This window comes from Pseudomonas sp. JE3303, from assembly GCF_056312565.1.
On the sequence record NZ_JBWGIF010000002.1, the window covers coordinates 78,008 to 95,702 of the forward strand.

The 17,695-nt window shown below is 63.7% G+C and carries 16 protein-coding genes; 11 read left to right on the forward strand and 5 right to left on the reverse strand.

Annotated features, from left to right (window positions below; all coding sequences use genetic code 11):
- The first annotated feature begins 278 nt into the window (after nucleotides 1–278).
- From secA to AC0ZZU_RS03815, 4 genes are all read left to right on the forward strand, one after another.
- A complete protein-coding gene (gene secA / locus AC0ZZU_RS03800) occupies nucleotides 279–3,014 on the forward strand; it encodes a preprotein translocase subunit SecA (protein ID WP_476339232.1) in 2,736 nt (911 codons plus the stop codon).
- 203 nt (nucleotides 3,015–3,217) lie between these two features.
- The gene (gene argJ / locus AC0ZZU_RS03805; RefSeq protein WP_476339233.1) at nucleotides 3,218–4,435 is read left to right on the forward strand and encodes a bifunctional glutamate N-acetyltransferase/amino-acid acetyltransferase ArgJ; all 1,218 of its coding nucleotides are present in this window, start codon (nucleotides 3,218–3,220) and stop codon (nucleotides 4,433–4,435) included.
- A gap of 77 nt (nucleotides 4,436–4,512) precedes the next feature.
- A complete protein-coding gene (locus AC0ZZU_RS03810) occupies nucleotides 4,513–5,145 on the forward strand; it encodes a glutathione S-transferase family protein (RefSeq protein ID WP_476339234.1) in 633 nt (210 codons plus the stop codon).
- Nucleotides 5,142–6,086 carry a Nudix family hydrolase gene (locus tag AC0ZZU_RS03815; protein WP_476339235.1) on the forward strand — a complete coding sequence of 315 codons (945 nt, stop codon included), beginning with the start codon at nucleotides 5,142–5,144 and terminating at the stop codon, nucleotides 6,084–6,086. Before AC0ZZU_RS03810 ends, AC0ZZU_RS03815 begins: the two co-directional genes overlap by 4 nt.
- 74 nt (nucleotides 6,087–6,160) lie before the next feature.
- On the opposite strand, the gene AC0ZZU_RS03820 is transcribed toward AC0ZZU_RS03815, so the two are convergent.
- Genes AC0ZZU_RS03820 through AC0ZZU_RS03830 form a run of 3 tightly spaced genes read right to left on the reverse strand, consistent with a single transcriptional unit; the run spans nucleotide 6,161 to nucleotide 9,723 of the window.
- Entirely contained in the window at nucleotides 6,161–6,721 is a 561-nt protein-coding gene (locus AC0ZZU_RS03820; RefSeq protein ID WP_476339236.1) for a cob(I)yrinic acid a,c-diamide adenosyltransferase, read from the reverse strand.
- A gap of 14 nt (nucleotides 6,722–6,735) precedes the next feature.
- On the reverse strand, nucleotides 6,736–8,754 hold the full coding sequence (locus tag AC0ZZU_RS03825; protein WP_476339237.1) for an ATP-binding protein: 2,019 nt from the start codon (nucleotides 8,752–8,754) through the stop codon (nucleotides 6,736–6,738).
- A gap of 51 nt (nucleotides 8,755–8,805) precedes the next feature.
- Nucleotides 8,806–9,723 carry a putative 2-dehydropantoate 2-reductase gene (locus AC0ZZU_RS03830; protein ID WP_476339238.1) on the reverse strand — a complete coding sequence of 306 codons (918 nt, stop codon included), beginning with the start codon at nucleotides 9,721–9,723 and terminating at the stop codon, nucleotides 8,806–8,808.
- Between the two features lie 100 nt (nucleotides 9,724–9,823).
- Between AC0ZZU_RS03830 and AC0ZZU_RS03835 the strand changes: the two genes are divergently transcribed.
- The 3 genes from AC0ZZU_RS03835 (at nucleotide 9,824) to AC0ZZU_RS03845 (ending at nucleotide 12,628) form a co-directional block, all read left to right on the forward strand.
- The gene (locus AC0ZZU_RS03835) at nucleotides 9,824–10,309 is read left to right on the forward strand and encodes a YajQ family cyclic di-GMP-binding protein (RefSeq protein ID WP_158459974.1); all 486 of its coding nucleotides are present in this window, start codon (nucleotides 9,824–9,826) and stop codon (nucleotides 10,307–10,309) included.
- Nucleotides 10,310–10,420: 111 nt separating this feature from the next.
- Nucleotides 10,421–11,266 (forward strand): mechanosensitive ion channel family protein, encoded by an 846-nt coding sequence (locus tag AC0ZZU_RS03840; RefSeq protein WP_476339239.1) that lies wholly within the window; start codon nucleotides 10,421–10,423, stop codon nucleotides 11,264–11,266.
- 111 nt (nucleotides 11,267–11,377) lie between these two features.
- Nucleotides 11,378–12,628 carry an MFS transporter gene (locus AC0ZZU_RS03845; protein WP_476339240.1) on the forward strand — a complete coding sequence of 417 codons (1,251 nt, stop codon included), beginning with the start codon at nucleotides 11,378–11,380 and terminating at the stop codon, nucleotides 12,626–12,628.
- Between the two features lie 16 nt (nucleotides 12,629–12,644).
- Here AC0ZZU_RS03845 and AC0ZZU_RS03850 read toward each other — a convergent pair whose 3' ends face one another.
- Nucleotides 12,645–14,198 (reverse strand): AmpG family muropeptide MFS transporter, encoded by a 1,554-nt coding sequence (locus tag AC0ZZU_RS03850; protein WP_476339241.1) that lies wholly within the window; start codon nucleotides 14,196–14,198, stop codon nucleotides 12,645–12,647.
- A 43-nt stretch (nucleotides 14,199–14,241) separates the two neighbouring features.
- Nucleotides 14,242–14,595, reverse strand: a complete 354-nt coding sequence (locus tag AC0ZZU_RS03855; protein WP_476339242.1) for an MGMT family protein — start codon at nucleotides 14,593–14,595, stop codon at nucleotides 14,242–14,244.
- Between the two features lie 152 nt (nucleotides 14,596–14,747).
- On the opposite strand from AC0ZZU_RS03855, the gene AC0ZZU_RS03860 reads away from it, so the two are divergent.
- From AC0ZZU_RS03860 to AC0ZZU_RS03875, 4 genes are all read left to right on the forward strand, one after another.
- Complete coding sequence (locus tag AC0ZZU_RS03860) at nucleotides 14,748–15,755, forward strand: DUF481 domain-containing protein (protein ID WP_476339243.1); 1,008 nt, start codon at nucleotides 14,748–14,750, stop codon at nucleotides 15,753–15,755.
- A 129-nt stretch (nucleotides 15,756–15,884) separates the two neighbouring features.
- On the forward strand, nucleotides 15,885–16,616 hold the full coding sequence (locus AC0ZZU_RS03865; protein WP_476339244.1) for a HugZ family pyridoxamine 5'-phosphate oxidase: 732 nt from the start codon (nucleotides 15,885–15,887) through the stop codon (nucleotides 16,614–16,616).
- Nucleotides 16,617–16,681: 65 nt separating this feature from the next.
- The gene (locus tag AC0ZZU_RS03870) at nucleotides 16,682–17,143 is read left to right on the forward strand and encodes an FxsA family protein (protein ID WP_476339245.1); all 462 of its coding nucleotides are present in this window, start codon (nucleotides 16,682–16,684) and stop codon (nucleotides 17,141–17,143) included.
- A 254-nt stretch (nucleotides 17,144–17,397) separates the two neighbouring features.
- Nucleotides 17,398–17,691, forward strand: a complete 294-nt coding sequence (locus AC0ZZU_RS03875; protein ID WP_158459982.1) for a co-chaperone GroES — start codon at nucleotides 17,398–17,400, stop codon at nucleotides 17,689–17,691.
- Nucleotides 17,692–17,695: the final 4 nt, after the last annotated feature.

Below are 17,695 nucleotides of genomic sequence, written 5' to 3' on the forward strand. Positions count from 1 at the left end.
CACCAGAGGTTACAGAACGGGTCATCTTACCAGATCGGCCTTGAGCCGATCCTGTTGCCAGACCCGCGGCCCGCACCATTTCAGGGGGGGCTTGAACTTGCACCAAATGCCCTCATCTAAGAAATGCCCCGTCAAAGCGCTGTGCCAGCATGAAGGAAATCCACCACTTTCCTCACCATCGTTTCCGGGTAGAATGCTCGTTCGCATGCGGCCTTTAGGGCTGCTCGGGCGACTCACGGGGCCGCCCTCCATCCCTATGTGTGGAAGATCCTGCCAATATGTTTGCGCCTTTGTTAAAAAAACTTTTTGGAAGCAAGAACGAGCGTGAAGTCAAACGCATGCTCAAGACGGTGAGCATCGTCAATGCCTTCGAAGAGCAGATGTTGGCCCTCTCCGACGAGCAGCTGCGCGACAAGACCGCAGCGCTCAAAGAGCGCCTGGCCAAAGGCGAAACCCTCGACCAGCTCATGCCCGAAGCCTTCGCCGTCTGCCGCGAAGCGGGCAAGCGCGTCATGGGCATGCGTCACTTCGACGTGCAGCTGATCGGCGGCATGACCCTGCACGAGGGCATGATCGCAGAGATGCGCACCGGCGAAGGCAAGACCTTGGTCGCAACCCTGGCGGTGTACCTCAATGCCTTGTCCGGCAAGGGCGTGCACGTGGTCACGGTCAACGACTACCTGGCCCGCCGCGACGCCAACTGGATGCGTCCGCTGTACGAATACCTTGGCCTGTCCGTGGGCGTCGTCACGCCCTTCCAGCCACCGGAAGAGAAGCGCGCCGCCTACGCCGCTGACATCACCTACGGCACCAACAACGAATTCGGTTTCGACTACCTGCGCGACAACATGGCGTTCAGCGTGGACGAGAAGTTCCAGCGCGAGCTCAACTTCGCGGTGATCGACGAGGTCGACTCGATCCTTATCGACGAGGCCCGTACCCCGCTGATCATCTCTGGCCAGGCCGAGGACAGCTCCAAGCTGTACATCGAGATCAACCGCCTGATCCCGCGCCTGGTGCAGCACATCGAGGAAGTCGAAGGCGAGGTCACCCAGGAAGGCCACTACAAGATCGACGAGAAGAGCCGCCAGGTCGAGCTCAACGAGGCCGGTCACCAGTTCATCGAAGAGATGCTCGCCCAGTCGGGCATGCTGGGCGAGGGCGAGAGCCTGTATTCGTCGCATAACCTGGGCCTGCTGACCCACGTCTATGCCGGCCTGCGCGCGCACAAGCTGTTCCATCGCAACGTCGAGTACATCGTCCAGGATGGCCAGGTCCTGCTGATCGACGAGCACACCGGCCGCACCATGCCGGGCCGCCGCCTCTCCGAGGGCCTGCACCAGGCCATCGAGGCGAAGGAAAACCTGAACATCCAGGCCGAGAGCCAGACCCTGGCCTCGACCACCTTCCAGAACTACTTCCGCCTCTACAACAAGCTCTCCGGCATGACCGGTACCGCTGACACCGAGGCCTTCGAGTTCGCCCAGATCTATCAGCTCAACGTGATGGTCATCCCGCCGAACAAGCCATTGGCGCGAAAAGACTTCAACGACCTGGTGTACCTGACTGCCGACGAGAAGTACGCGGCGATCATTGCCGACATCAAGGAGAGCATGGCCCTGGAGCGTCCGGTTCTGGTCGGTACCGCGACCATCGAGACCTCCGAGCACATGTCCAGCCTGCTCACCAAGGAAGGCATCGCGCACAAGGTTCTCAACGCCAAGTACCACGAGAAAGAAGCCGAGATCATCGCCCAGGCCGGCCGCCCGGGTGCGCTGACCATCGCCACCAACATGGCGGGCCGCGGTACCGACATCCTCCTGGGCGGTAACTGGGAAGTCGAGGTCGCGGCCATGGAAGCCCCGAGTGACGAGCAGGTCGCGCAGATCAAGGCCGACTGGCAGAAGCGCCACCAACAGGTCATCGAGTCGGGCGGCCTGCACGTCATCGCCTCCGAGCGCCATGAATCGCGCCGTATCGACAACCAGCTGCGTGGCCGTTCGGGCCGTCAGGGCGATCCTGGCTCGAGCCGTTTCTACCTGTCGCTCGAAGACAGCCTGATGCGCATCTTCGCCTCGGACCGCGTGAAGAACTTCATGAAGGCCCTGGGCATGCAGTCCGGCGAGGCCATCGAGCATCGCATGGTCACCAACGCGATCGAAAAAGCCCAGCGCAAGGTCGAAGGCCGCAACTTCGACATCCGCAAGCAACTGCTCGAATTCGATGACGTCGCCAACGAACAGCGCAAGGTGATCTACCACATGCGCAACAGCCTGCTGGCTGCGCAGAACATTGGCGACACCATCAAGGACTTCCGCCAGGAAGTGCTCGACGTCACCATCAGCCAGCACATCCCGCCGCAATCGCTGCCCGAGCAGTGGGACGTGCCGGGTCTGGAAGCGGCACTGGCCAGCGACTTCGCCGTGAAGCTGCCGATCCAGCAGTGGCTCGACGAAGACGACAAGCTCTATGAAGAGACCTTGCGCGAGAAGCTGCTCAACGAACTGATCACCGCCTACCACGAGAAGGAAGAGCAGGCTGGCGAAGAGGCGCTGCGCACCTTCGAGAAGCAGATCCTGCTGCGCGTGCTGGACGACCTGTGGAAAGATCACCTGTCGACCATGGATCACCTGCGTCATGGCATTCACCTGCGCGGCTATGCGCAGAAGAACCCGAAGCAGGAATACAAGCGAGAGTCCTTCACCCTGTTCCAGGAGCTGCTCGACTCGATCAAGCGCGATGCCATCCGCGTGCTCTCGCACGTTCAGGTTCGCCGCGAAGACCCGGCCGAGGAAGAGGCCCGTCTGCGCCGCGAAGCCGAGGAGCTGGCCGGCCGCATGCAGTTCCAGCACGCCGAGGCCCCAGGGCTCGAGGCTGCGGAGCCGCAGGAAGAAGGCGCTGAAGTGGCGGTCGCTGCCGCGCCCGTGCGCAACGACCAGAAGCTGGGCCGCAATGAGCCGTGCTGGTGTGGTTCGGGCAAGAAGTTCAAGCATTGCCACGGCCAGATCGACTGATCGCTGTTGTAGTGCGTGTATCCCGGGGCTGCCTTGCAGCCCCTTCGCGGCACAAGGCCGCTCCCACAGTGTCCTGAACTCACTTCGCTACCGGAGTCAGCCCAGAACCTGTGGGAGCGGCCTTGTGCCGCGAAGGGGCCGCATCGCGGCCCCTTTCAAGCCTGGCCGCCGGCTTGGCGACATACTTTTCTAGGAGCGATTTCATGGCTGTTGGTCTGGGTCCTTTGCCAACCTTGCACCCGGTTCCGGGTTTCGAACTGGGTATCGCCTCTGCGGGCATCAAGCGCCCAGGGCGCAAGGATGTGGTGGTGATGCGCTGCGCCGAAGGCGCGAGCGTTGCCGGCGTGTTCACCCTCAATGCCTTCTGCGCGGCACCGGTCATCCTGGCCAAGCAGCGCGTGCAGGGTCCTGTACGCTACCTGCTGACCAACACCGGCAACGCCAACGCCGGTACCGGTGCCCCGGGCCTGGCCGCAGCCGAGCGCACCTGCGCCAAGCTCGCCGAACTGACCGGTGTCGATGCCAGCGCGGTGCTGCCGTTTTCCACCGGCGTGATCGGTGAGCCACTGCCCGTCGAGAAAATCGAAGGCGCCTTGCAGGCAGCCCTGGACGACCTGTCGGAAAACAACTGGGCCGCTGCCGCCACCGGCATCATGACCACCGACACCCTGCCCAAGGGTGCCAGCCGCCAATTCCAGCATGACGGCGTGACCATCACGGTCACTGGTATCAGCAAAGGCGCCGGCATGATCCGCCCGAACATGGCCACCATGCTCGGCTACATCGCCACCGACGCCAAGGTTGCCCCTGCGGTGCTCAAGGACCTGATGCTCGACGGCGCCAACAGGTCGTTCAACCGCATCACCATCGACGGCGATACCTCGACCAATGATTGCTGCATGCTGATCGCCACCGGCAAGGCTGCGGTTGCCGAAGTCACCGAAGCCAGCGGCCCACTGTTCGAAGCGTTGAAAAAAGCCGTGTTCGAAGTGTGCATGGAAGTGGCCCAGGCCATCGTGCGTGATGGCGAAGGCGCGACCAAGTTCGTGACCGTCGAAGTCAACGGTGGAGGTAATCACCAGGAGTGCCTGGACGTCGGCTATGCCGTCGCTCACTCGCCGCTGATCAAGACGGCGTTGTTCGCCTCCGACCCCAACTGGGGCCGCATCCTCGCCGCCGTCGGCCGTGCCGGTGTGCCGCAGCTCGACGTCAGCCTGATCGATGTTTACCTGGGCGATGTCTGCATCGCCAGCAAGGGCGGACGCAGCGCGAGCTACACCGAGGCGCAGGGGGCTGAGGTAATGGCCCGTGAAGAGATCACCATCCGCATCGAACTCGGCCGTGGCCAGTGCAGCGAAACGATCTGGACCACCGACCTGTCCCACGAGTACGTGAAGATCAACGCTGAATACCGGACCTGATCCACTGAGCGCCGGCAAGGCCACCTCGGTGGAGGCTTTGTCGGCAGCAGGTTTCATCCCTCTTCTGGAGCCGAACCATGAGCTATCAACTGATCATCGGCGACAAGCTCTACTCTTCCTGGTCGCTGCGTGGCGCCCTGGCCCTCGAGCTTGCCGGTGTGCCTTATGAAGAAACCCTGATCAAGCTCAACCAGCCTGATACCCGGGGACGGATTCTCGCCCTCTCCGCGACCGGCAAGGTACCGCTGCTCAAGACCGAGCACGGCATCATCGCCGATTCGCTGGCGATCGCCGAATACCTCGCCGAACGCCATCCCGAGGCCCAGCTCTGGCCGGCCGATGTCGCCGCCCGTGCCCAGGCGCGCTCGGCATGCGCGCAGATGCACAGTGGCTTTACCGCCCTGCGCAGCCACATGCCGTTCGATCTTTCGCGCTCACAGGCGCTGGAAAACATGCCACTGGACGTGCAGGTGGACATCGACCGCATCGTCGCGCTGTGGTCCGAGTGCCGGTTGGCGGCCAAGGAAAGCGGCCCCTTCCTGTTCGGCAAGCCGAGCCTGGCTGATGCATTCTTCGCCCCTGTGGCCGTGCGCCTGCGTACCTACCGGGTCGACGTGCCTGCCGAGGCTGCCTTGTATATCGAGACGATCTACCAATGGCCGGCCTTCCAGGCCTGGCGCAAAGCGGGACTGGCGGAGCGGGCAGGGTGAAACGCATTCATGTAGTGGCGGCGGTGATCCGCGGCGCCGATGGCCGGATCCTGATTGCCCGCCGTGCCGATACCCAGCACCAGGGCGGACTGTGGGAATTCCCCGGCGGCAAGGTCGAGGAGGGCGAGTCCATCGTCGCGGCGCTGGCACGCGAGCTGCGCGAGGAGCTGGGCATCGAGGTGACTGCCTCGCGGCCGTTGATCAAGGTGGGACATGACTACCCCGACAAGCACGTGCTGCTCGATGTCTGGGAAGTTTCGGCCTTCAACGGTGAACCGCACGGCGCCGAGGGCCAGCCACTGGCGTGGGTCTCGCCGCGCGAGCTGGGGCAGTATGAGTTCCCCGAGGCGAACCAGCCGATCGTGGCCGCGGCCAGGCTGCCCGACCAGTACCTGATCACCCCGCAAGACCTGGAAGTACCGCAGATGCTGCGTGGCATCCAGAAGGCGGTCGCCGGTGGGATCAAGCTGGTCCAGCTGCGCGCACCGGACATGTACGACCCCAAGTACCGCGATGTAGCCGTGGATGCCGCAGGGCTGTGCGCGGGCAAGGCTCAGCTGATGCTGAAGGGTCCGCTGGAGTGGCTGGGTGATTTCCCTTCTGCCGGCTGGCACCTGACGGCTGCGCAGTTGCGCAAGTACGCGGCGAAGGGGCGGCCATTCCCGAAGGAGCGTTGGCTGGCAGCATCGTGCCACAGCGCTGAAGAGCTGGCGCTGGCCGAGCAGATGGGCGTGGACTTTGTCACCTTGTCACCGGTGCAGGCGACGCAGACGCATCCCGAGGCGGTGCCGCTGGGGTGGGAGCAGGCGCAGCGGCTGATCGATGGATTCCGGCATCCGGTGTTCTTGCTGGGTGGCGTTGGCCCCGATGATCGCGAGCGTGCCTGGCAGGTTGGGGCGCAAGGGGTTGCAGGGATCCGGGCGTTCTGGCCCGAGATCTGAAACCTTCTTTGATCCTTCCAGCCCCTTCGCTGGCAAGCCAGCGAAGGGGTCGGTACAGGCAGTGCAGAACCCTGCTACGGCTTCATGGCCGCCATCCACAACACCTCCGCCACCCCCTGCCGCCGCCCGATGATCCGCGCCGCGACGAACAGCAGGTCGGACAGCCGGTTGATATACGCCAACCCGACCCCTGCCAACGGCTCTTCCCGGTTCAACTGCTGGCACCGCCGCTCGGCACTGCGCGCCACGCTGCGGCACACATGCGCCTGTGCAATCAGCGCCGACCCACTGGGCAATATGAAATTCTCCAGCGGCCCGAGCTCGTCATTCCAGCGGTCAATCGCCGCTTCCAGCCGGTCGATTTCCACCTGGCCCAGCGCCTGGTAAGTCGGCATCGCCAACTCGCCCCCCAGGTCGAACAGCCGGTGCTGGCAGGGCGCCAGAACCTCGATCACCTCACTCAGTCCTTGCTCGGCAAGTCCCGCCAGCAGCAGGCCGAGCTGGCTGTTGAGGCTGTCCACCTCGCCAATGGCTTCGATGCGCGGGTGGTCCTTGGGTACGCGGCGGCCATCGCCCAGGCCGGTTTCGCCTTTGTCTCCAGTACGTGTATAGATCTTCGACAGGCGAAAGCCCATGGTCATGACTCCTTCTAGGACTGCGCCACAGGCGCGGGCGGGGCAAGGGGCAGGCGCAGGGTGAAGCAGGTACCTTGCCCCGGCGTGGACTGCACCTCCATCTGGCCCTTGTGGTTGTTGGTGATGATGAAGTACGACACCGACAGCCCAAGGCCCGTGCCCTGGCCGATCTCCTTGGTGGTGAAGAAGGGCTCGAAGGTGCGCTTGCGCACGGCCTCGGGCATGCCCACCCCGTTGTCCTCGACCTGGATTTCCGCCCAGGGCGGATTCAGGCGGGTACGCAGGGTAATGCGGCCGGGCTCGGCCCCATCCGGGCGCTGATGGATGGCCTGGGCGGCGTTTTTCAGCAGGTTCAGCAGTACCTGCTCCAGCTCGTTGGCGGTGCAGGGTACCGGCCCAAGGCTGGGGTCGAACTGGCGCACGATCGCCTGGCCCCGGAAGTCGAAACCGATGGCCAGGTCAAAGTCATTGCCGGCTATTTCAAGGGCCTGATCGATCAGCCCGGGCAAGTCGCAGGGCGCGAGCTGGCGGTTGCTGAGGCGGCTGAAACTGAGCATGTGGGTGACGATCTTGGCCGCCCGCGCCCCGGCCTGCTGGATACCGTCAAGCAGTTGCGGCACTTCGCGAGTCTCCAGGTAGCGGTTGATGGTCATCAGGTCCAGGCCAAGCTCGTCGGCCTGCTGCTGGTTGCGCGGCAGCTCGGGCGACAGGCGGCGTCGAATGTTCTGCACGTTGTGCAGGATCGCGCCCAACGGGTTGTTGATCTCGTGGGCCATGCCAGCGGCCAGGCCACCGACCGAGAGCATCTTCTCGGACTGCACCATCATCTCCTCGAGCGACAGCCGCTGGGTGATGTCGTCGATGCGGATTACCACGCCGCGTCCGCCACCGCCGGTCAGGGGGTAGAAGGTCAGGGCATAGTGGCGAGCGTCGTCGCCCTGGGTCCAGGTCACCCGCTCGATCTTCGCCACCCGGTGCTTCTCGACACTTTCCCTGAGCTGCGTCAGGTACGGCTTGAGTGGCTCGAAGGCGAGGAAGATCGGCTGGTTCAGCGCCTCGTCCAGCGGCGTGCCCGAAAGCACCGTGGCTTCATGGTTCCACTGGGTGACATAGAGCTGCTCGTCCAGAGCGATCAGGGCCGAGGGCATGGAGTCGATGATGCTGTTGAGGTAGTTCTGAAAGCCTGTGAGCTTTTTTTCGATCTTGCTGCGGACCTGGACTTCGAGCTCCAGCTTGCGGTTGGTGTGACGGGTTTCCTCGGCCAGGCCCTGGGCCTGGTCGAAGGCATCCTGGAACTCGTCACGGGTGCGCTTGAGCTGCTGCTCGCGCGCCTCGATGCGCGAGAGCATGGTGTTGAACGCATCGGCCAGGCTGCCGATCTCGTCGTCGTTGCCGCGGCGGGCACGCAGCGCGTAGTTCTCCTCGCGGGTCACCTGGCGCGACACTTCTTCGAGCTGATAGATCGGCTGGGTGATCAGGCGCTTGATCTGCCGGGCAACGACCAGCCACAGCAGTACGCTGAACACCAGGATGCCGAGGCTGGCGGTGAGGGTGCCGGTGTAGAAGGCTGTCGGCAGCTCGCTGCTGGCCACCAGCAACAGATGGGCAGGCGGCTTGCCGGGACGCGGCAGGCGGATCAGCTGGGTGCTGCGGAACTCGGTGAGGCGCCAGCCATCGATGTTGCGGAACCGCTTGGGCAGGGCCAGCGGCACCCCGTGCTGCAACTGCGCCAGCATGCTGCCGTCACCGCCATAGAGTGCGGCGGCGCGCAGTGGCGAGTAGCTGTCGAGCTCGTCGAGCAAGGCCGTGGCGTTTTCCGGCGAGTCACCGGCACGTGCGGCCAGCTGTGGGTTGGATACCAGTCGGCCGATGGTCTGCAAGGCCTGGGGCGCCATGCTTTCCTGGGTGATCCAGTAGGCGGCGCTGATGAAGGTCAGGTTGGCCACCAGCAGGATGGTGACGAGCAGCACCAGCAACGCCGCCAGCAGTTTTTGCCCGACCGGGAGATTGTCCAGGCGTTGGCGCAGGGTCATGGGCAAGGCAGCGTCCGCATCAGTGGATGAAAGGGCAGGGCAGAGCCCGGATCAGTCGCCGGGCAGCCCGCGTGACTTCAGGTTATCGACCAGTCGCCGCTGCAACCGTTCCAGGTGCGGCAGCGCCTGGGCGTGACGGGCGGCGACCCGGCACACGTGCCCCAGCAGGTAATGGATCTCGGTGCGGCGTCCGCCGCGCACGTCCTGGTACATCGAAGAGTAGTTGGCCGCGGTGGCCTGGATCACCCGTTGCACTTCGTCGGCCAGGTCTTCGGCAGCCTGGGGCTGGCCGCAGCGTTGCAACAGCTCGCTGAGCTCGGTGCACAGGGTGGCGATTTCGCAGGGATGCTCCAGCAGCCCGCCGTTGCGGCACTCGTTGATCACGGTCAGCGGATTGATGGCGCAGTTCAGCGCTAGCTTGCGCCACAGGCGGGTAAGGATATCGACGGTCCATTGCGCGGGGATGCCCGCGTCATGCAGGTCATCGAACCACTCCGGCACCAAGGGGTTGGCCGGGTCGCCCAGCCAGTTGAAACCATGGCCTGCGAACCGGACTTGCCAGGTATCCTCGCGGTAGGCGCCCTCGGTGCTGGAGGCGAAGATGCAGCGCGCGTGCGGCGCCTGCTCGGCGACCTCGTCCTGGCTGCCCAGGCCGTTCTGCAGCAGGATCAGCTCCGCCCCCGGCACCAGGCGCGGCGCCAGGCGGGCGATCGCGGGCGCGGCATCGTAGGCCTTGCACGCCAGCACCAGGCGGTGGATCGGGCCGCTGGCCTCGGGGATTTGCGCAGGGATCGCGTAGTGGTTGGACTGGTCGTGCTCGACCAGCGTCAGGCCGCCCGCCGCCTCGTAGGCCTGCAGGCGCTGCCGGTCGCGCAGGACCAGTTGTACCGCCTTGCCGGCGCGTGCCAGCCGGCAGGCCCACAGGCTGCCCAGGCTACCGGCGCCGAGAATATGCCAGGTGCTGCTCATCTGCGTTTCGCAACCGTTTATAATGAGTCCGCATTTTAACCGTCAAACCCGCCGCGCTCCATCTTCAGACGAGCGCGCGTTTTTTATTTGGAGAACAACCATGCCTTCGTTCGACGTGGTATCGGAACTGGACAAGCACGAAGTCACCAACGCGGTCGAGAATGCCGTCAAGGAACTGGACCGTCGCTATGACCTCAAGGGCAAAGGCACCTTCGAGTTCAAGGACAAGGAACAGACCGTCCTGCTGACCGCCGAGGCCGATTTCCAGCTCGAGGCCATGGTCGAGATCCTGCGCCTGGCCCTGGTCAAGCGCAAGATCGACGTCAAGTGCCTCGAGGTCAAGGACGCCTATGCCTCCGGCAAGGAAATGAAACAGGAAGCCAAGTTCCGCGAAGGCATCGACAAGGAGCTGGCGAAAAAGATCGTCGCGCACATCAAGGACGCCAAGCTCAAGGTCCAGGCCGCCATCCAGGGTGAGCAGGTACGTGTCACCGGCAAGAAACGCGACGACCTGCAAGAGGCCATCGCCGCCCTGCGCGCCAAGGAGTTCGAGATGCCGCTGCAGTTCAACAACTTCCGCGACTGATCGGCTCGCCAGGAACCTGGGGTAGACCCTGATGTCCCAGTTCCCTGTGGCCGCCGCATCCTCGGCGGCCTGCTTTTACTGTTTCACGCCGCATCGCATCAGGAGACGAACATGGATTTGAACGCTGAAGTGGATCAGCTGGTCAGGACCTCCCAGGCCTGGCTGCCGTTGATCATGGAATACAGCAGCCGGGTGCTGCTGGCCTTGGTAACGCTGGCTATCGGCTGGTGGATCACCAACAAGCTCAGCGACCGCCTCGGCAAGCTGGTGGGGCTGCGCAATTCCGACGCGGCACTGCAGAGCTTCATCAGTACGCTGGCCAATATCATCCTCAAGATCCTGCTGTTCGTCAGCGTGGCCTCGATGATCGGTATCGAGACCACCTCGTTCGTCGCCGCCATCGGTGCCGCGGGCCTGGCCATCGGCCTGGCGTTGCAGGGCAGCCTGGCGAACTTCGCAGGTGGTGTGCTGATCCTGCTGTTCCGCCCATTCCGCCTCGGCGACTGGATCGAAGCGCAGGGTGTCAGTGGCACGGTCGATACCATCCAGATCTTCCATACGGTGCTCCGTACGGGCGACAACAAGACGGTGATCGTTCCCAACGGCGGCCTGTCCAACGGCATCATCACCAACTACAACCGCCAGCCGACCCGCCAGGTAGTGTTCAACGTCGGGGTCGATTACGACGCTGACCTGCAGAAGGCCCGCGCCGTCCTGCTCGACCTGGCCAAGGACCCGCGCGTACTGCCGGAGCCCGCGCCACAGGCCGTGGTCTCGGAGCTGGGTGACAGCTCGATCACCGTGTCGCTGCGGGTGTGGGTGAAGACGCCGGATTACTGGAGCCTGATGTTCATGCTCAATGAGCAGACCCGCGACCGGCTCAAGGCCGAGGGCATCGAGATCCCGTTCCCGCAGCGGGTGATCCGCGTGGTGCAGGAAGCGCCAGCGGCGCACTAGGCAGCGCTGCATCCTGTAGGGGCGGCCTTGTGCCGCCCCTATTTGTTCATGGCATAAACAGCGGTTTTCTGGCATATACCCCAGTCCTGTGACACGACCCGATACCCCGCCATGACCCCGCTTATCAATATCACCCCTCTGCGAGCCTTGGGCTTCGCCCTTACCCTGGCCCTTTTCGAGCTCCTCACCTACCTGGGCAGTGACGTGATCATGCCCGCGATGCCCACGGTGGTCGGCGACCTGAATGCCAGTCCCGAATTCATTCCGCACGCGCTCAACCTGTACCTGCTCGGTGGCGTGGTGCTGCAATGGCTGATCGGCCCGTTGGCGGACCGCTACGGGCGCCGGCCACTGCTGCTCATCGGTTGCGTGGTATTTGGCAGCGCCTGCCTGGCCACTTATTGGGTAGAGGACATCGGCCTGTTCAACCTGCTGCGCCTGTTGCAAGGCATCGGCCTGGGCTTCGTGGTCACGGTCAGCTATCCCGCGTTGAACGAGGCTTTCAGCGAGGCCGATGCGGTGCGCATGATGGCATTGCTGGCCAATATCGCGTTGCTATCGCCCCTGCTCGGTCCGCTGGTCGGCACTTTGCTGCTCGAGATGATGGGCTGGCGCTGGCTGTTCGTGGCGCTGGCGGTGGGCGCGGTGCTGACGTGGCTGGCGTTGTACCGTTTCATGCCCGAGACCCTGGGCGTGCTACGCCGCGACGGCTCGCGCCTGCCGTTCACGCCGATCGAGCTGCTGCCCTTGCTGTCAGGCTACGGCCGGCTGCTGGCGAACCGGCGATTCGTGGCCGGCAGCGCTGCCCTGGGGTTGGTGAGCCTGCCGCTGATTGGCTGGATCGGCCTGTCACCGGTGCTGTTGATCCATGACGAGGGCTTGAGCACGCTGGACTACGCGCTGTGGCAGTTGCCGGTGTTCGGAGGCTTGATCGCGGGCAACCTGATCATCAACCGCATTGCCGACCGCCACCCCTTGGCCAGCCTTGTGCGTGGCGCGCTCTGGCCCTACCTGCTGGGGCTGTGCGCCATGGTCCTGCTGACGTGGATCTGGCCCACCGTGACCAGCCTGGTGGCGGGGCTCTCGCTCTACGCGCTGGGCCTTGGCGTCGCCAATGCGGTGCTGTACCGCCTCACGCTGTTCTCGAGTGACCAGAGCAAGGGCCTGGTCTCGGCCATGCTGGGCATGATCACCATCACCTTGCTGGGGCTCGGCGGCGCGGTGCTGGCAATGATCGGAGCAGGTGCCAGCCTGCTGCACTTCGCCGTACTGGCGGGAATCGGCGGGATGCTGGCGCTATGGCCCTTGTGGGTGATGCTGGATGAGCGCGAGGCGCCAGGGCAGGGTGCGACGGCCCGGTAACCCCAGGCCGTTGCGCTCAAGGCCGCTCGGCGGCCTGTTGCTTGCTGTCTTCCAGCGGTGCCTGGGTGCCACCGGCCTCCTGACGCCATTGCAGAGCGATCAGGATCAGCGTCGGCACGCCGAGCAGCGCGGTAATCAGGAAGAAGTCGTGGTAGCCGTACTTCTCGACCATGACCCCCGAATACCCGCCGATCAGGCGCGGCAGCAGCAGCATGATCGAACTGAGCAAGGCATATTGGGTGGCCGAGAACTTGAGGTTGGTCAGGCTCGACAGATAGGCGACGAACGCCGAGGTGGCCAGGCCGGAACTGAAGTTGTCGAGCGAGATGGTCACGATCAGCATCTGCAGGTTCGGACCCATGTCGGCCAGCATCAGGAACAGGATGTTGGTCCCCGCCGAGGCCACTCCACCGATGAACAGGATCGGCATGATGCCGAAGCGCACGATCAGCAACCCCCCGAACCCCGCGCCGACCAAGGTCATGATCAGGCCGAAGATCTTGCTGACGCTGGCGATCTGGTCCTTGGTGAAGCCCTGGTCGATGTAGAACACGTTGGCCATCACGCCCATCACGGTGTCGGACATGCGGTACGTGGCGATCAGCCCGAGCAGCAGCAATGCCTGCCAACGGTAGCGCAGGATGAAATCGTTGATCGGTGTCAGCACGGGTGCGAGCCCGCGGCGCCCCATGGCCGACAGGCACAGCCAGGTCAGCAGCGCGTAGAGGATCAGGCGCAGGAAAGCGCGGTCGCGCAGCAGCAGGTCGAGCGGGGTGGCGTCGCCGAACATCACGCTGGCCCAGTCGGTGTTGTACATCTGGGTGAAGGTCGCGGGCACCGAGACCAGCAGCACGATCAGCACGAACACCGAGGCCAGCTGGTGCACCAGCCCATAGCGGGCGGCAGACAGCTGGGTGCGCAGGGGGACGGGGGGTTCGCGCATCACCAGCGTGGTGATCAGCGCGGGTACCATGAGCAGGCCGAACAGTACATAAGTGCCGGTCCAGGCTTCATGCAGGTAGCTGAAGCCGGTCGATCCAAACCATTCGGCGAAGAACAGCGCGCCTGCCGTGGCCAGGAGCGCGGCAATGCGGTACCCGGCCATGTAGCTGGCCGCAAGCGCCGCCTGGCGCTGGTCGTCGGCGATTTCAAGGCGATAGGCGTCCACGGCGATGTCCTGGGTCGCGGAGGCGAATGCCACCAGCACCGCCAGGGCGATCAGCCAGGACAGGTGTTTCTGCGGATCGCAGAAGGCCATGCCCACCAGGCCGATCACCACCAGTGCCTGGGAGAGCAGCAGCCATGAGCGGCGGCGCCCCATCTTGCCGAGCAATGGCAGGCGCCATTGGTCGAGCAAGGGTGACCACACCCATTTGAAGGCATAGGCCAGGCCGATGAGGCTGGCATAACCGATGGTTTCTCGGGCGACACCCGCTTCGCGAAGCCAGACCGAGAGGGTCGAGAACACCAACATGTACGGCAGGCCTGCGGCGAAGCCGAGCAGCAGCAGCACCAGGGTAGAAGGGCTGGCATAGGCAGCGAGCGCAGCGCGCCAGGTTTTACGGGGCATGGGCCAACATCTGCCTCAAGGTTACGAAAACAAAGCGCGCACTCTAACCGCTGTGCTCCATCGGGCGCCAGCCGTGGCGCGTCATATCCACACGATTATTGTGCACGTTCACGCCTTCTGCACGCAGGCGGGCACGCTGTTCTTCACCCGATGGAGTGCCCGGCTTCAGGCTGAGCTTTCCGCCCGCGCCGATTACCCGGTGCCAGGGCAGGCGTGTGTCGTCGGGCAACTGCCCAAGGGCCCGTCCTACCCAGCGGGCAGCGCGGCTCATCCCCGCGAACTCGGCTATCTGGCCGTAGCTGGCGACCTTGCCGGCCGGGATCTGGCCGAGCACCAGATACAGCGCCATTCGTCGGGCTTGTGCTTCTTCGGCGGTAAGGCTGGAGGTCGCTGGCATCAAGGGCTACCGGGGGCTGGAGAACTGCAGGAACGAGATCTTTCACAAATGAGAATTGAACTCGATGGCATGAGTCGGGTCTGTCCTTGCTCTGGGCGTGGGTATCTGGATAATGCCCGGCTTTTCTCGTCAACCCGAGCCCTTTTCTGCTTATGTATTCTAGAGTCCTGTTGTGCGTTGCTGCAGCCACCCTCTGTACCCCGGCCCTCGCCGACACCGTCTGGATGAAGAACGGTGACAAGCTGAGCGGCAAGATCAAAGTCTTCGACGGCGGCAAGCTGTTGCTGGAGACCGCCTATGGCGGTTCCATTCCTCTCGACTGGAAACAGGTCAAGACTCTGGAAAGCGACCAGCAGCTGCTGGTCAAGCAAGACGCCTACACCGGTGAAAAGGCGAAATCTCTGCAGGCGGCGGAAGACGGCAAGGTAACGCTGGCCAATGGCGAGGGGCCAAAGACGGTCGAGCTCGCCAGCATCGCGCAGATCCTCAAGCCCAAGCCGGTCGTGGAGGACTTGGTGTGGAAAGGCAACGTCGATCTGGCCCTGGACTACAAGCGCGCCGAAAATGACACTGACGACTACGATGTCGGCTTCAAGACCACCGCCCGTCATGGCCGCTGGCGCCATATCGCCGAGGGCGAGTACAACCGCGAATCCGAAGACGACGTTACCAACACCAACAACTGGAGCGCCGAGTACTCGCTGGACCGCTTCATCACCGACAAGTGGTTCTGGCAGGGCCGCTTGAACTACAAGCGTGACCAGATCGAAGACCTTGCCCGCCAGCGTACCGTCGGTACCGGCCCTGGCTATCAGTTCTGGGACGACGAGCTTGGCGCCTTCTCCCTCGGCTCGCTGATCAACCGCACCGATTACCAGTATCGCGACGGCGGCAAGGACAACTTCTATTCCGCGGCCGTCAAGTGGGACTACAACCGCTACCTGATCGGCAAGACAGTGGAGCTGTTCACCAACGGCGAAGTCGGCAAGCCGCTGGGCAATGTCGCCAACTACTCCCTGGATGCCGAGATCGGCTTGCGCTACAAGGTTACCGAGTGGGCCTCGCTCAACCTCAAGGCCGAGAAGGACATCATCAGCGGCACCAACGACAGCGACCTGGACAAGACCCGCTACACCGCAGGGTTCGGCGTAGCCTGGTAAGGGCTCGCCAGCTTCAAGTGGCAAGCTGCAGGAAAAGGCGGGCGGAATCGTCTGGTACGGCGCGCACGCCCTTGCTTTTCCTGGCGCTTGTAGCTTATAGCTTGCAGCTGATATCAAAAGGAGTCTGCCGTGAGTGACAAAGCCATCCGGCCCGCCCGGGAACTGCTGCTCAAGGAATACCGCGGGGTCCTGTCGACCCACTCCAAGTCCATGCCGGGCTACCCTTTCGGCTCGGTGGTGCCGTACTGCCTCGACGCCCAGGGTCAGCCGCTGATCCTGATCAGCCGCATCGCACAGCACACGCACAACCTGCTAAAAGACGCCAAGTGCTCGATGCTGGTAGGCGAGCGCGAGGCCGAAGACGTGCAGGCGGTGGGCCGCCTGACGGTGATGGCCGAGGCTCACAAGCTGGCCGAGGAGGGCGTCATCGAGGCCGCTGCCGAGCGCTACTACCGCTACTTCCCCGAAGCCGCCAACTACCACCGCGCCCACGACTTCGATTTCTGGGTGCTGCAGCCGGTCCGGCACCGCTACATCGGTGGCTTTGGCGCCATTCACTGGCTCGACCAGGTCACCCTGGCCAATCCGTTCGCGGGCAAGGCCGAGGCCAGCATGATCGAGCACATGAACAGCGACCATGCCAACGCCATCGCCCATTACGTCAGGCTGAGCGGTCTTGCGGACACACCGTCCGCGCAACTGGTCGGCATCGACAGCGAAGGCATGCACCTGCGCATTGGCCAAGGCGTCTACTGGTTGCCTTTCCCAAGTATTTGCAATACGCCGACACAAGTCCGCGAAGCCCTGGTTTTGCTGGCTCGCGCCGAGCAGTGGCCAACCCTGGAGCAAGTGGGGGCTTGAAATTGCGACTGATCGCAACCATTTGAGGTCCTACAGGAAGGATGACTTCCGTCGAGGAACCTTTGATGCGTGCTTTTCTACTGCTGTTTCTGATTTTTCCGGTGCTGGAGTTGTATGTCTTCTTCAAGGTCAGCACCGCCATCGGCTTCTTTCCGGCGTTGCTGCTGATCATTGCCGGCTCCGCCCTTGGAGTGCTGGTCATGCGCGTGGCGGGTTTTGCGACCGCCCTGCGTGCCCGCGAGAGCATGCAACGCGGCGAGCTGCCGGCCGAGGACATGTTCCATGGCCTGATGCTGGCCATGGCGGGCGGCTTGCTGCTGATACCGGGTTTCATCAGCGACGTGCTGGGCCTGGTCATGCTGCTGCCGTTCACCCGCAAGCTGGTGGCGCGCAAGCTGCGCCAGCGTGTCGAAGCGCAGGCCATGCGCCAGCGCGCATTCCGTGATGATCCGTTGAACCCGCAACCGGGCACTCCTGCCCGGCGCCCGGATGTCATCGAGGGCGAGTACAAGCGCCGCGACTCCTGATCCGCCACAGTGAAAAGACGGCCCCACTTGCGGGGCCGTTTTCATTTGTAAGAACTTTCGCTAAAAATTTTGTACCCCAGCCTTGTAATTACCCTTGGCGGCCTCATGTATGGGTCACCGCAAGGTTTCTGGTCGTTTGCACCAGACATGACACGCGTGGCTCGCCTTGGCGGGCCACACCGGCACCGCCGGAAAGCATCAACCCGCCGGTGTCGACACCGGCCGATGAAAACCACAATTGGGAGAGATCGACAATGAAGCTTCGTCCTCTGCATGACCGCGTCGTTATCCGTCGCAGCGAAGAAGAATCGAAAACCGCTGGCGGTATCGTCCTGCCGGGTTCGGCCGCTGAAAAACCAAACCGTGGCGAGATCGTCGCCGTCGGTACCGGCCGCGTCCTGGACAACGGCGAAGTCCGTGCGCTGGCCGTGAAAGTGGGTGACAAGGTGGTTTTCGGCCCGTACTCGGGCAGCAACACCGTGAAAGTCGACGGCGAAGACCTGCTGGTGATGAGCGAGAACGAAATTCTCGCTGTCGTCGAAGCTTGATTCT